General features: G+C 64.2%; 12 protein-coding genes and 4 tRNA genes. 6 read left to right on the top strand and 10 right to left on the bottom strand.

The window, feature by feature from the left end; genetic code table 11:
* Window positions 1-280 precede the first annotated feature (280 nt).
* From AC1A0G_RS05445 to AC1A0G_RS05435, 3 genes are read left to right on the top strand one after another with little or no spacing between them, the layout of a single operon-like run.
* A complete protein-coding gene (locus AC1A0G_RS05445; RefSeq protein WP_476528226.1) occupies window positions 281-706 on the top strand; it encodes a YraN family protein in 426 nt (141 codons plus the stop codon).
* 1 nt (window position 707) lies between these two features.
* The gene (locus AC1A0G_RS05440) at window positions 708-2,240 is read left to right on the top strand and encodes a YifB family Mg chelatase-like AAA ATPase (RefSeq protein WP_476528157.1); all 1,533 of its coding nucleotides are present in this window, start codon (window positions 708-710) and stop codon (window positions 2,238-2,240) included.
* Between the two features lie 18 nt (window positions 2,241-2,258).
* A complete protein-coding gene (locus AC1A0G_RS05435; RefSeq protein WP_476528155.1) occupies window positions 2,259-3,626 on the top strand; it encodes a DNA-processing protein DprA in 1,368 nt (455 codons plus the stop codon).
* 21 nt (window positions 3,627-3,647) lie between these two features.
* Here AC1A0G_RS05435 and AC1A0G_RS05430 read toward each other — a convergent pair whose 3' ends face one another.
* Window positions 3,648-3,989 carry an MGMT family protein gene (locus AC1A0G_RS05430; RefSeq protein ID WP_476528153.1) on the bottom strand — a complete coding sequence of 114 codons (342 nt, stop codon included), beginning with the start codon at window positions 3,987-3,989 and terminating at the stop codon, window positions 3,648-3,650.
* A gap of 49 nt (window positions 3,990-4,038) precedes the next feature.
* On the opposite strand from AC1A0G_RS05430, the gene AC1A0G_RS05425 reads away from it, so the two are divergent.
* Genes AC1A0G_RS05425 through AC1A0G_RS05415 form a run of 3 tightly spaced genes read left to right on the top strand, consistent with a single transcriptional unit; the run spans window position 4,039 to window position 7,624 of the window.
* Window positions 4,039-5,913, top strand: coding sequence for an FAD-binding protein (locus tag AC1A0G_RS05425; RefSeq protein WP_476528151.1), 1,875 nt, complete (start codon window positions 4,039-4,041; stop codon window positions 5,911-5,913).
* Between the two features lie 54 nt (window positions 5,914-5,967).
* Window positions 5,968-6,909, top strand: coding sequence for a succinate dehydrogenase/fumarate reductase iron-sulfur subunit (locus AC1A0G_RS05420; RefSeq protein WP_476528150.1), 942 nt, complete (start codon window positions 5,968-5,970; stop codon window positions 6,907-6,909).
* A gap of 43 nt (window positions 6,910-6,952) precedes the next feature.
* Entirely contained in the window at window positions 6,953-7,624 is a 672-nt protein-coding gene (locus tag AC1A0G_RS05415; RefSeq protein ID WP_476528148.1) for an O-methyltransferase, read from the top strand.
* Between the two features lie 106 nt (window positions 7,625-7,730).
* Here AC1A0G_RS05415 and AC1A0G_RS05410 read toward each other — a convergent pair whose 3' ends face one another.
* The 9 genes from AC1A0G_RS05410 to AC1A0G_RS05370 all read right to left on the bottom strand — a co-directional run bounded on the left by AC1A0G_RS05410 (window position 7,731) and on the right by AC1A0G_RS05370 (window position 13,286).
* A complete protein-coding gene (locus AC1A0G_RS05410) occupies window positions 7,731-8,486 on the bottom strand; it encodes an LOG family protein (protein ID WP_476528146.1) in 756 nt (251 codons plus the stop codon).
* A 32-nt stretch (window positions 8,487-8,518) separates the two neighbouring features.
* Window positions 8,519-9,781: a Na+/H+ antiporter NhaA gene (locus tag AC1A0G_RS05405; protein WP_476528144.1), complete on the bottom strand. Its 1,263-nt coding sequence runs from the start codon at window positions 9,779-9,781 to the stop codon at window positions 8,519-8,521.
* A gap of 216 nt (window positions 9,782-9,997) precedes the next feature.
* A tRNA-Arg gene (locus AC1A0G_RS05400) sits at window positions 9,998-10,071 on the bottom strand.
* Between the two features lie 36 nt (window positions 10,072-10,107).
* Window positions 10,108-10,181: transfer RNA gene (locus tag AC1A0G_RS05395), tRNA-Arg, on the bottom strand.
* A gap of 45 nt (window positions 10,182-10,226) precedes the next feature.
* Window positions 10,227-10,300: transfer RNA gene (locus tag AC1A0G_RS05390), tRNA-Arg, on the bottom strand.
* A 34-nt stretch (window positions 10,301-10,334) separates the two neighbouring features.
* Window positions 10,335-10,408 (bottom strand) — tRNA-Arg (locus AC1A0G_RS05385).
* Between the two features lie 81 nt (window positions 10,409-10,489).
* Complete coding sequence (gene clpX, locus AC1A0G_RS05380) at window positions 10,490-11,848, bottom strand: ATP-dependent Clp protease ATP-binding subunit ClpX (RefSeq protein ID WP_476528142.1); 1,359 nt, start codon at window positions 11,846-11,848, stop codon at window positions 10,490-10,492.
* 101 nt (window positions 11,849-11,949) lie between these two features.
* Window positions 11,950-12,675, bottom strand: coding sequence for an ATP-dependent Clp protease proteolytic subunit (locus AC1A0G_RS05375; RefSeq protein WP_476528140.1), 726 nt, complete (start codon window positions 12,673-12,675; stop codon window positions 11,950-11,952).
* A 5-nt stretch (window positions 12,676-12,680) separates the two neighbouring features.
* Window positions 12,681-13,286, bottom strand: a complete 606-nt coding sequence (locus AC1A0G_RS05370; protein WP_476528224.1) for an ATP-dependent Clp protease proteolytic subunit — start codon at window positions 13,284-13,286, stop codon at window positions 12,681-12,683.
* Between the last annotated feature and the right edge of the window lie 80 nt (window positions 13,287-13,366).

The raw sequence follows: 13,366 nt of genomic DNA, 5'->3' as shown, positions 1-13,366 counted from the left end.
ATCCGCGACGGTCACGAAGCTGGCTCGGGTTGTCCACAACGTCAATAATTGCCATTATTTGGCATACGTTACCCCTTCGTCAAACGTTTGATACGGTCTGTTCGACGCCTTATCCACAGCGAGTTATCCACAACACGCCCGAAACTCGAGGTTGCGTCCACAGCCCCCTGTTTTCCTTGTGTGCAGCCGCGCGATCTGGTCCACTGGTGTCATGGACATTACAACAGCATCAACAGCACCATCAGCGGCGGCATCCGCGACGCGTCCGTCGCTCGACATCATGGACGGCATGCCGCCGGATCTTGCGCTGAACCGTCTCGCGCACCATCTGGCCGAGGATCTGCTCACCACGAAACAGCTCGGCAAGGCCGGCGAGCAGATCGCCGCGCTGTGGATGCAGGACCAGGGATGCATCGTGCTCGACCGCAACTGGCAGTCAAGATACGGGGAGATCGATCTTGTCGTATTGGACACGAACCGGGTTCTGGTGTTCGTGGAGGTCAAGACGCGACGTTCCGCCCGGTTCGGCTCCCCGCAGGAGGCGGTCACGTCGCACAAGCAGACCAATCTGCGCCGGGCCAGCGTGCAATGGCTGATGGACCCGGCGCATCGCACCCCGCATCGGGGCGTACGGTTCGACGTGATCGGCATCCTCGCGCCGCTCGGACAGTCGCCTTCCCTCCAGCACATCCGGGAGGCGTTCTGACATGGCCATCGGCAGCGCAACATCGGTCGGATTGCTCGGCTTGAGGGCCTTCCTCGTCGAGATGCAGGCGTTCATTTCGCCGGGACTCCCCTATTTCTCCATCATCGGATTGCCGGACGCGTCGCTGAGCGAGGCCCGCGAGCGCGTGAAGTCGGCGTGTCAGGCGAGTGGGTTTCGTTGGCCGGAGACGCGGGTGACGGTGAATTTGTCGCCGGCGTCGATGCCGAAGCGTGGTTCGTCGCATGATTTGGCGATTGCGGCGAGTGTGTTGGGTGCGGCGGGGGCGATTCCGTTGGATGGTTTGGCTCGGACGATCACGCTTGGCGAGGTGAATTTGGATGGCACGGTGCTGCCGATTCATGGGTTGTTGCCGATTATGCTGTTTGCGCGCGATCAGGGTATGCGGCGGCTGATTGTGCCGAAGGCGAATGAGGATGAGGCGTCGTTGATTGATGGGCTTGAGGTGACGTGTATTCGCCATGTGGGTGAGTTGATTGAGCTGATGGGTGGGCGTGCGCGGTATTCGCTGCCGTCTGATTCGCCGTCGGTTGCTCGTGTGTGCGATGAGGATTCGTCGGGGTCGCCGGTGTTGGGCGATATGGGCGAGGTGGTTGGTCAGCGGATGACGAAGTGGGCGTTGCAGGTGGCTGCGGCGGGTGGCCATCATGTGTTGATGACGGGGCCTCCCGGGTCGGGCAAGACGATGCTGGCGTCGCGGTTGCCGGGGATCATGTGTCCGTTGACGCCGTTGGAGCAGTTGGAGGTTGCGTCGGTTCGGTCGTTGTGTGGGACGCTGCCTCGTCATGGGATCAGTGATGTGCCGCCGTTTGAGGCTCCGCATCATTCGTCGTCGACGGCGTCGCTGGTGGGTGGCGGCAGTGGCGTGGCGCAGCCTGGTGCGATTACGAGGTCGCATCGTGGGGTGTTGTTCATGGATGAGGCGCCTGAGTTTTCGACGCGGACGTTGCAGACGTTGCGTGAGCCGTTGGAGTCGGGGTATGTGTCGTTGTCTCGTTCGAAGGGGACGGCGTTGTTTCCGGCGCGGTTTCAGCTGGTGATGGCGGCGAATCCGTGTCCGTGCGGGTTTGCGTATGGCAATGGCGAGCGCTGCACGTGTAAGGCTCGGGATCGGGTGCGGTATTTTTCGCGTTTGTCGGGGCCGATTCTTGATCGGATCGATATTCAGGTGGAGGTGCCGCCGGTGGATCGTATTGAGGTTGGTTCGGTGGAGCCGTCCGAGTCGAGTCGTGATATGCGTCAGCGGGTGATTCTTGCCCGTAATACGGCCCGTGAGCGGTTTGCGGGGTTTGATTGGTCGTGCAATGCTCAGGCGTCCGGGGATTGGCTGCATAAGCATACGTCGGTGAAGGCGATCGAGGTGGTGAACCGTGCGTTGGAGTCGAAGCGGCTGAGTCTGCGTGGCGCGGATCGTGCGTTGCGTTTGGCGTGGACGTTGGCTGATTTGTCCGGTCGGGTTTCGCCGGGTGTCGATGAGATGAATCAGGGCATCATGTTGCGTACTCGGGTGACGTGAGTGGGAGGTGTCGGGGTGATGGTTGATGAGGAGACGTTGGCGTGTGCCGTGTTGACGTTTTGCTTGGATGGCGCGGATGCGATCATGTGCGTGACGGTCAGGGGCGTGGGTTGCGCGCGCGATACGGTGCGTCTGTTGCGTGATGCGCGTGATGGGGAATCGTCGTTGGCTGTCGCTGCGCGCGGTGCGTTGGATGATGCGTTCGCGCGTGGCGTGGTGAGGTGGGGGCGGCGTTTGACTGCTCGGATGATGGATTCGTTTCATCTTGCGCGGGATCGTTGGCTGTCTCGTCTGGCGTTGCTGCCGTCGTCGGATGCCGGCGTGTTGGAGGATTGGCTGACGGCCGGTGGATCTCAGTGGGTGATCGCCGCGCATAGTCCGTGGTGGCCGTCTCAGTTGGCGGATCTGTCTATTCGTAAGGACTGGGCTCCGCCGTTGTGTCTGTGGGGTGTGGGGGACGCGCGTGCGTTGACGAGCTGTCCGAGTCCGGTGGCGGTGGTCGGTTCGCGTGATGCGAACGCGTATGGCGGATCGTTGGCACGTGAGTTGGGCCGTAGGATCGCCGCTGCCGGTCATCTGGTGGTGTCGGGTGGTGCGATGGGCGCGGATGCCGCCGCGCATTGGGGTGCGTTGGCGGCGGTGGAGTCCGGTGGGGACGCGGATGGCGTGGGCCGTACCGTGGCGGTGTTCGCGGGCGGGTTGAATCATGCGGGGCCGCAATGCAATCGGCTGTTGTTCGATCGGATCGTTGAGGCGCGTGGCGCTCTGGTCAGCGAATTGTGTCCCGATACGATTCCCGAGGGCCGGCGGTTTCTGTTGCGCAATCGGATCATCGCGGCGTTGGCATCGTCGGTGATCGTCACGCAGGCCAGATTACGTTCGGGCGCGTTGAACACCGCGAATTGGGCCGTGGAGCTCAATCGTGCGTTGTATGCGGCGCCCGGGTATGCGGGCATGCCGTATAACGCGGGGTGCAACCGTCTGATTCGCGACCAGCAGGCGATGCTGCTTATGGGCGCGCAGGACGTCGAGGAGATCTGCCATCTGTCGCATCGGCCGGCGATGTCTCTCGATGCGCCGGATTCGCCGGGCGAGCCGTCATCGCATGATGCCTGTCCCGTCGAGGCCGAGGCCGGTTCCGCCACGCGCCGGCAGGAGCCGGCGGAGAACGATCTCGATGATGAATCGGCCGTACGTCAGCGTACGTTGCTGGCCGCGATCCGTCGCTGTCGCAAGGAACGGATGCCGGCGGATGCGGAGCATATCGCCGCATACACGGACGGGGCCATGTCGTTGCCCGACGTGCTGGCGACGCTGGGGCGTATGGAACTGGCTGGCCTGATCACCATCGCGCAGGGCATCGTGTCGATCGTCAGGAAGAACTGAAACTCCGACGGCGAATCGGATTCAGGCATCCCACTGGCATCGGGCCAGATCCACGCGCCATCCGGCGTCTCCCGCATTACCGTCCGGTTTCGGCGGGAGGAACGGCACGCCTTCCTCTTCGAGCAGCATGCGCTGCTCGTCCGGGCCTCCGAACGCGAAGCCGGGTGCGAGCGAACCGTCGCGGAACACGACGCGGTGGCATGGGATCACGCCGGGTTCGGGATTGGCGTGCAATGCGAATCCGACGAACCGTGCGTTGCGCGGATTGCCGGCCAACGCCGCGACCTGCCCGTAGGTCGCGACCATGCCGCGCGGGATGCGCCGTACCACGGCATACACCCGCTGATTGAACGTTCCTGTCATACGCCCCATTATCGCGCGTTCGTCCCGACGTCTCCCGACAATCAAGGGTATGAGTCCGAAGCATATCGAAGACATGTATGATGCGGTGATCGTCGGAGCCGGCGCGGCCGGACTGTCAGCGGCGTTGGGAGCGTTGCGTTCCGACCATATGCGCACCCTGAGCGAGGCCGGCATCGAGCCGAAGATCCTGGTGATCTCGAAACTGCAGCCGCTGCGTTCGCATACCGGTTCGGCCGAAGGCGGCATCGCCGCCAGCCTGGGCAATGTGGAGGCCGACGACTGGCATTGGCATTACTACGACACGATCAAGGGCGGCGACTGGCTGGTCGATCAGGATGCGGCGAAGCTGCTTGCCGAATACGCGCCGCAGACGGTGATCAACCTGGAACGCGACGGCGTGGCGTTCTCGCGCACCGACGACGGGCATATCGCGCAACGCCGCTTCGGCGGTCACACGCGCGACTTCGGCAAGGAGCCGGTGCGCCGCGCCGCCTATGCGGCCGACCGTGTAGGTCATCAGATCCTGCATTCGCTATGGCAGCAGTGCGTCGCGGCCGGCGTCGAATTCGCCGAGGAATGGTATGTGACCGATCTGGCGCTCGCCGATGACGGCCGCGCGGTCGCCGGCGTGGTCGCCTACGACACGCATGCGGGCACGTTGCACGCGGTTCATGCGCGCAACGTGCTGTTCGCCACCGGAGGCGCCGGCCGCCTGTTCCATACGACCTCGAATTCGTGGGATCTGACCGGCGACGGCATGGCGCTCGCCCTCGCCGCCGGATTGCAGTTGGAGGACGCCGAATTCATCCAGTTCCATCCGACCGGGCTGGCGCACACCGGCATCCTCCTGTCGGAGGCCGCACGCGCCGAAGGAGGCGTGCTGCGCAATGCGAACGGCGACGCGTTCATGGCCGACTATGCGCCCGAGCATCGCGATCTGGCCGCACGCGACGTGGTGAGCCGTTCGATCATGGCCGAAATCGACGCGGGACGCGGTGTCGCCGACCCGAAGGACCCGGACGGGCCGAAGGACTGCGTGTGGCTGGACATGACCGGCATCGACCGCGACCATATGGAATCCGTGCTGCCCCAGGTGGTCGAAACGATCCGCAAATATGCGGACATCGATCCGGCCGACCAGTGGGTGCCGGTCAAGCCGACCGCGCACTACACGATGGGCGGCATCCCGATCACCACCGACGGCGAAGTGTACCGTTGGACGCAGGATGGCGAGAGCCGGCAACGCATGATCGTCGACGGACTGTTCGCCGCCGGCGAATGTTCCTGCGTGTCCGTGCACGGCGCGAACCGGCTCGGCGGCAACTCGCTGCTCGACGCATGCCTGTTCGGCAACCGGGCGGGACTGGCCTTGGCCGAACGCATCGCCGAGCATCCCGTGGATGACCCGATGGCCGACGAATCCGACACGAGCGACGACGAACGCTCCGCGGCGGTCGACACGATCGCGGACAGCCGCAAGCACGACGTCACCGAACTGCTCTCCCCCGCCGAAACGGTCGAATCGCCGGACGACAACCCGTATCAGCTGCTCGCCGATCTCGGCCGTGTCATGGAACAGGCCCTCGCCGTGCGGTGCAGCGCCGAAACGATCGCCGCCGCACGCGCACAGCTGCATGACGAGCTGGCGCCCCGCGCGAACGCCCTGCACGCGCACAGCGACACCGCGGCGTTCAATCAGGAGATCACCGCGATCTGGGAGGCTCGTCATCTGGTCGCGCTCGCGGACGCGGTGCTCGCAGCCTCCGACGCGCGACATGAGTCTCGCGGTTCGCTCAAACGGCTCGACTTCCCCGAACGCGACGACGAGCGGTTCCTCGCCCATTCGATGGCCTCGGCCACAGGCGACATCCTCTGGCAGCCGGTGCATATCGTCGACTACCCGCCCAAGGCGCGCGCATACTGACGGCCACGGCTTATGGCACAATATGATGTCGTTTCTGGTGTTGAGGGAGGCAATATGAGCGGCATGGACGATGCGCTGACCACGGTGACGTTGCGGGTGAACAGATTCACGCCGCGCCCCGAACGCGACCGCGGCGCGCGCGGCGGCAGCCCGTTCGCCAAGAAGGGCGGCTCCCCGTTCGGCGGCGGGGCGTCCCGCAACCGTCGCCCGCGCGGCAAGCAATGGACGCAGGATTACACGCTGTCCGTCCGCCCGGAGGACACGGTGCTGGACTGTCTGCTGACGATCAAACGCACCGTCGACCCGACGCTCGCCTTCCGGTATTCGTGCGGGCACGGCATGTGCGGATCGGACGCCGTCGCGATCAACGGCACGCCGACCCTGCTGTGCACCGCCAGCGTCAAGGATTGGGCGCAACGGCCGACCATGCTGTCGCATACGGATGACGAGGGGTTCCGTCATACCGGCGACGTGTCCGTGGACGCCGATGATGCCGCGGACGCCGCCGACGTATCGGATGGTCTTGGCGTCATCGAATTGTCGCCGCTTCCCGGATTCGCCGTGCAGCGCGATCTGATCGCCGACATCGATCCGATGCTCGACCAGATCCGCAAGCTCAAGCCGTATCTTCAGGCAGACGGCGTGCTCGCCACCACGCATGACGGCAAGGTGGACGTGTTCGAATACCTGCAGAACCCGCAGCAGCTGGCCAAGTACGAGATGCTGACGAACTGCATCGCGTGCGGCGTGTGCGAGGGCAGCTGCCCGGTGTTCGCCGGCGGCGACGCGTTCATCGGACCGGCCGCGCTGATCGCGGCCTCCAGGTTCGTCAATGATTCGCGTGACACGGCCACGGCGGCGCGTCTCGACGCGATCGACACGGCGGACGGCGTGGCCGCATGCCAGTCGGTGCGCGCGTGTTCCCGTCAATGCCCGCGCGGCATCGACGTCGGCGAGGAGATGTGGCAGATCGTGGCCAAGGTCAAGGAACGCTGAGTTCCGGCAATCATTCGGAACGTACCGATTACAGTAGGTGGTTATGGATAGGACGTCGTACACGAATCTCGCCAAAACGTGGGAGTTTGCCGAGAACCATGCGCTCGCGCGCCAGACGGAGGCCCTGCAGGCGGCCCGTATGCGTGCCGAGGAGGCGGGATTCTCGCAAGGGTCCGCCGCGCAGGCCGAATTGCTGGCCACGCTCGTGCATGTGACCGACGCTTCCTCGGTGATCGTCGTCGGCACCGGTTCGATCGTGGAGACGATGCAGCTGATCAACGGTCTAAACGGGGCCGGCCAGCTGACGGCCGTGGATTCCTCGGAGCAGGGCATCGTATTGATCCGCTCGCTGTTCGCCTCGCTGGCGGACGGCACCGCGACCAAACTGCGTGCCGTGAACGCGCCGGCCGGCGTGTTCCTGCCGCGGCTGAACGGCGACGATTACGATCTGATCGTCGTCGCCGGCGATGCGGCGAACTATGCCGCCACATTCGCCCAGGCGCCGCGTCTGCTGCGCGCGCACGGCACGGTCGTGTTCACCGATGTGCTGGCCTTGGACGGGCAGGACACGAGCGGCGGCGTGCTCAATCCGGCGAACCGCAACGGCAAGGCCGTCGCCATGCGTGAACTGATCGAGACGGTGGAATCGGACGAACGGTTCACGTCCACGATCACGCCCACCGGCACCGGGTTGCTGATCGCCGTCAAACGTTGAGCGCACGCCGCTTCATCCCGCATGGGATGCCTCTTATGCAGTGATGGCCGTCGGCCACGAATTGCGATGATTCGTGGCCGACGGCCATCACTGCATATGCCGAAGCTCAGTGCGCGGCTGCGCTGGTGGCCACGGCCACCGCTTCATCGACGTCGTCGGTCAATACGACCAGGTTCGGGTCGATGTCCGAGATCATGCCGCGCCGCTTCACTTCGCCGTTCAGCCAGTCGAACAATCCCTGCCAGTAGTCCTTTCCGTACAAGGCGACCGGCAGGGAGGTCATCTTGTGCGTCTGCACGAGCGTAAGCACCTCGAACATCTCGTCGAAGGTGCCGAAGCCTCCGGGGCAGACGATCACGCCGGACGCGTATTTGGTGAACATGGTCTTGCGTACGAAGAAGTACCTGAAGCTCAGGCCGAGGTTCACGTATTCGTTCAATCCCTGCTCATGGGGCAGTTCGATGCCCAGGCCGACCGATGTGCCTCCGGCCAGTGCGGCGCCCTTGTTGGCGGCCTCCATGATGCCCGGGCCTCCCCCGGTGATGACCGCCATGCCGTGTTCGGCGATCATGCGTCCCATACGTTCGGCGGCACGATAGTCGTCACTGTCCGGTTTGACCCGGGCGGAGCCGAACACGCTGACGGCCGGCCCGATGCCGGCGAGTTCGTCGAATCCCTCCACGAATTCGGACTGGATGCGCAGCACACGCCACGGGTCCATGTCACGCCAGTCAGCGCTTTTCTCATTGCGCAGCAGCGTGGCCGTGCTGCTGTCCGAGGGGATCATCGAGCCGCGAAGAACGGCCGGTCCACGCTGATATGCCGCGCCCAGCGGCTCGCCATCATTGCCCGCAGTAGCCATGTATTCCAATTCCTTTCGTCTGTAGAATCGTCTCAGGCCGAGTATGCGGCCGCATACCGTTTCGACTGCCGGCTGAGCAGTATACCGGACACCGCCGCGGCGATCAACGACGCCACCAGCACGCCGAAACGCGCCTCGGCGGACAGTTCGAGGTTCGCATACGCCAGCGAGGCGATGAGGAACGACACCGTGAATCCGATGCCGCACGCGCATGCCGCGGGGAACATGTCGCGCACGCGCAGCCCTTCGGCCATCTTCAACCCGCCCAAATGCGTGGACAGCCAGGCCGTGGCCATGATGCCCAGCGGCTTGCCCACGACGAGCGCCACGATGATGCCGACGACCACCGGGGACAGCAGCAGTTCGGGCGTCAGCGCCTCGAAATGCACGCCCGTGGCGAACAGGGCGAAGACCGGCAACGCCAGCAGCGCGGACAACGGCTGCAGTTTGCCGGCATACCGTTCGGCGCGAGGCGTCGATTCGCCGAAGCACTCCCGGGCGGGCGTCAGCAATCCGACCAGTACGCCGGCCAGCGTGGGATGGATGCCCGCCTCGAACATCATCACCCATGCGAGTATGCCCACCACGGCGACGGCGATCCACGGCACACGCCTCATACGCACCAGCACGGCCCAGACCGCCGCGCATACGGCGATGCCGGCGAACCAGTACCAGGCGTTGACCGAAGAGAAGAACACGGCGATCAGGATGATCGCCAGCAGGTCATCGACCGTGGCCAGCGTCATCAGGAACGCACGGATAGAACCGGGCAGCCCTTTGGCGAACAGGGCGAGCACGGCCAGAGAGAACGCGATGTCCGTGGCCGTGGGCACGGCCCAACCGTGCACGGCTTCGGAGAACGGAATCATACTGCCCGTGGTCGGCAGAATCACGCTACCGGCATCCCCCGGACCGAATGTGGCAAACAGGAAGGTGACCGCGGTGAACAGGATAGGCGGGGCGATCATGCCGCCGACCGCGCACAGCATCGGCACGGCCGCCGCCTTGGGGTTGGCGAGCGAGCCGGTGGTGAGTTCCTGTTTGAGATCCAGTCCGACGGTCAGGAAGAACACGGTCAGCAGCCCGTCCTGCGCCCAGTGGCCGATCGGCAGGTCGAGATTGGTGTGAGGCACCGCGATACGCGTCTCCGCGACCGCCTCGAACAGGTGGGCGGTCGCCGGCAGATTCGCCAGGATCAGGCCGGCAAGCGCGAATCCGAGCATGATGAGGCCCGACAGCCGGTCGGATGCGGCGATATGCCGTATCATGCCCCACAATCCCCGTCGCGTGGTCATATCATCCTCCATACGTTCGCGTCCCATCCGTTGAGGCCGGTACATCCCGCCGCTGCGGGCCATGTTCCGGCGTCTTCCATATCAATTGCTCCGATTATAGCCGAACATATGTTCTATTCCACCGAGAGCGTGTCCACGCACACCGCATCGGCGCAGCACGTTCGGCACGGTATTGAAAAAACCCTTGCCTCCATACGGAAGCAAGGGGTTTCAGCGTGCGCCAGACAGGATTCGAACCTGCGACCTGCTGATCCGTAGTCAGCTGCTCTAATCCGCTGGGCTACTGGCGCAACACACCACTCTTTAACCTCTTGTGGCAAGAGGCGTGCGCCAGACAGGATTCGAACCTGCGACCTGCTGATCCGTAGTCAGCTGCTCTAATCCGCTGGGCTACTGGCGCATACCGTTATTCGGTTATCTGCGTCCCGGATTCCTCCAAGACTCGTGCGCCAGACAGGATTCGAACCTGCGACCTGCTGATCCGTAGTCAGCTGCTCTAATCCGCTGGGCTACTGGCGCAACACCACTCTTTAACCTCTTGTGGCAAGAGGCGTGCGCCAGACAGGATTCGAACCTGCGACCTGCTGATCCGTAGTCAGCTGCTCTAATCCGCTGGGCTACTGGCGCATGTTGTCTTGTTTTCAGCAACCCGTATAAACTACAACAGTGTCGTTTAAAATGCAAATATCGGCGCGTCGCGTTGTTTTTCTAGGCCTCGCGCCTTCTCGGCAATCGCACCGTTCCTTCCGCGCGGACCAGTTTCGGCCGGCTTTCGCCCCGTACCGACGCCGCGTCCACGATCACCTGGCCGACGTCGTCCATGCTCGGCAGGTCGAACATCGTCTCTTCCAGCGTCTTCTCGATGATCGAACGCAGTCCGCGCGCTCCGGTTCCCCGCTTGATGGCCGTCGCGGCGATCTCATGCACCGCCTCCTCGGTGAACGCGAGATCCACGCCGTCCTCCGCGAACATCTTGCGGTACTGTTTGGTCAGCGCGTTGCGAGGCTCCACGAGAATGCGCGCCAGATCGTCCTCGGTCAGCTCGTCCAATACGCTGATGACCGGCAAACGGCCGATGAACTCCGGCAACAGGCCGAATTCGGCCAGATCATCGGCGTTGACCTGCGCCAGCAGCTCCCCCGACGTGATGTCGCGGTCGTGCCACGCGGTGCCGAACCCGCTCTCGCGCGTGCCAAGACGCCGTCCGATGATGTCGTCCAACCCGACGAACGCGCCGCCGCAGATGAACAGGACGCCGCGCGTGTCGATCTGCACGGTCTCCTGCTCCTTGTGCTTGCGCCCGCCCTCGACCGGCACGGACGCGATCGTGCCTTCGAGGATCTTGAGCAGCGCCTGCTGCACGCCCTCACCGGACACGTCGCGCGTAATGGACGTGTTCTCGCCCGACTTGCGGGCGATCTTGTCGATCTCGTCGATGTAGATGATGCCGTGCTGGGCACGTTCGACATCGCCGTCGGCGGCCGCTATGAGCCGCTGGAGCACGGTCTCCACGTCGTCGCCCACATAGCCGGCCTCGGTGAGCGTGGTGGCGTCGGTGATGACGAACGGCACGTTCATGACCTTGGCGAGCGACTGCGCGAGATACGTCTTGCCCACGCCGGTCGGCCCGAGCAGCAGGATGTTCGACTTGGCGACCTCGACGTCGTCCAACGGATCGCCGCCCGCGCGACGGGCGGACGACGTTCCCAATCCGGAACGGCCGGGTCCTCCCGATCCACCGCCGAGCTGGCCCGCAGCCTCGCGCAGCTCCATGTTGACGCGCTTGTAATGGTTGTATACGGCGACCGACAACGTGCGTTTGGCCGCCTGCTGGCCGACGACGAACTGGTCGAGGTACGCGTTGATGTCGGCCGGCCTGGGCAGCGACAGCGCGTTGACGTCGGCGCTGCGGCGGCGCTCCTCGGAGATGATCTCGACGCACAGCTCGATGCATTCGTCGCAGATCGCGGCGGACGGCCCGGCCACCAGCTTGCGCACCTGATGCTCGGTCTTGCCGCAGAACGTGCAGCGGGGTACTTCCTCGTTGTAGCTCACCACGCGACCCATATCCGCTCCTTCGTCGTCCATACACCGACACCGGCCATCATCGACCGGAACCATACAAAGATACCCCCAACCGAACCGGCTGAGGGTATCTCATCTGGGCATCACGAACGGTGCTCGAGCACCTCGTCCACGATGCCGTACTCCTTGGCCTCCTGGGCCGTCAGGAACGTGTCGACCTCGATGTCCTTGCGGATCTTCTCGACGTCCTGGCCGGTGTGCTTGGCGAGCGTGTTCTCGAGCCATGCACGCATGCGCAGCATCTCCTTGGCCTGGATCTCGATCTCGGTGGCCTTGCCGAAGCCCTGGTCGATGGCCGGCTGGTGGATGAGCACACGCGCGTTCGGCAGGATCAGACGCTTGCCCTTGGCGCCTGCGGCGAGCAGGATCGCCGCGGCGGACGCGGCCTGGCCGAGGCACACGGTCTGCACGTCGGGCTTGATGTACTGCATGGTGTCGTAGATCGCGGTCATCGCGGTCATGGAGCCGCCGGGCGAGTTGATGTACATCATCACGTCGCGGTTCGGGTCCATGCTTTCGAGCACGAGCAGCTGGGCCATGATGTCGTCGGCCGAGGTGTCGTCGACCTGCACGCCCATGAAGATGATGCGGTCCTCGAACAGCTTGGTGTACGGGTCCTGCGTCTTCATGCCGTACGGCGTCTTCTCGGAAAACTGCGGCAGGATGTAACGGTCCTGCGGCATCACCGGGACCATGCCACGGCCCGCGAGCGCGGCTTCGCGCGCGGCGGCCGGCATGAAGCCGACGACGCCGGCGTTACCGGCCAGACGTTCGGCACGCTGGATGAACTTCGCTTCTTCGGATGCCATGATGCTCACTCCCCTTCCCCGGCGCTCATCGTGTCGTGCGTGGACACGATCTTGTCGACGAACCCGTATTCGAGCGCCTCCTGCGCCGTGAACCAGTGGTCGTATTCGTTGTCGCGGTAGATCTCCTCGACGGTGTGGCCGGTCTGCTTGGCCGTCAGCTCGGCGAGGGTCTTCTTCATGTCCATGATGAGTTCGGCGTTGATGCGCACGTCGGTGGTGGTGCCGCCGATGCCGCCGGACGGCTGGTGCATGAGCACGCGCGCGTGCGAGGTCAGGAACCGCTTGCCCGGGGTGCCGGAGCTCAGCAGGAACTGGCCCATCGACGCGCACATGCCCAGGCCCACGGTCGCCACGTCGGGCTCGATGAGCTGCATGGTGTCGTAGATGGCCATGCCGGCGGTGATCGAACCGCCCGGCGAGTTGATGTACAGCCAGATGTCCTTCTTCGGGTCCTCGGCCGCGAGCATCAGCATCTGCGCGCAGATGCGGTTGGCCATATCGTCCTTGACCTCTTCGCCCATCCAGATGATGCGGTCCTTGAGCAACCGGTTGAAAATCGGATCCACCATGGACGGGGCGTCGCCCTCGGCCATCGTGGGTGAGGGTGTCATGAAACCTGCCACCTTATCTCCTTGACTCATACAACATTACGTCTAGCTACATTACCCGTTCAAAGCGACTGCCGCCGCCC

The sequence above is a fragment of the Bifidobacterium sp. LH_230 genome (genome assembly GCF_056357555.1).
Note: the sequence above shows the minus strand (reverse complement) of the source record. Positions and strands in the feature narration are given on the sequence as shown.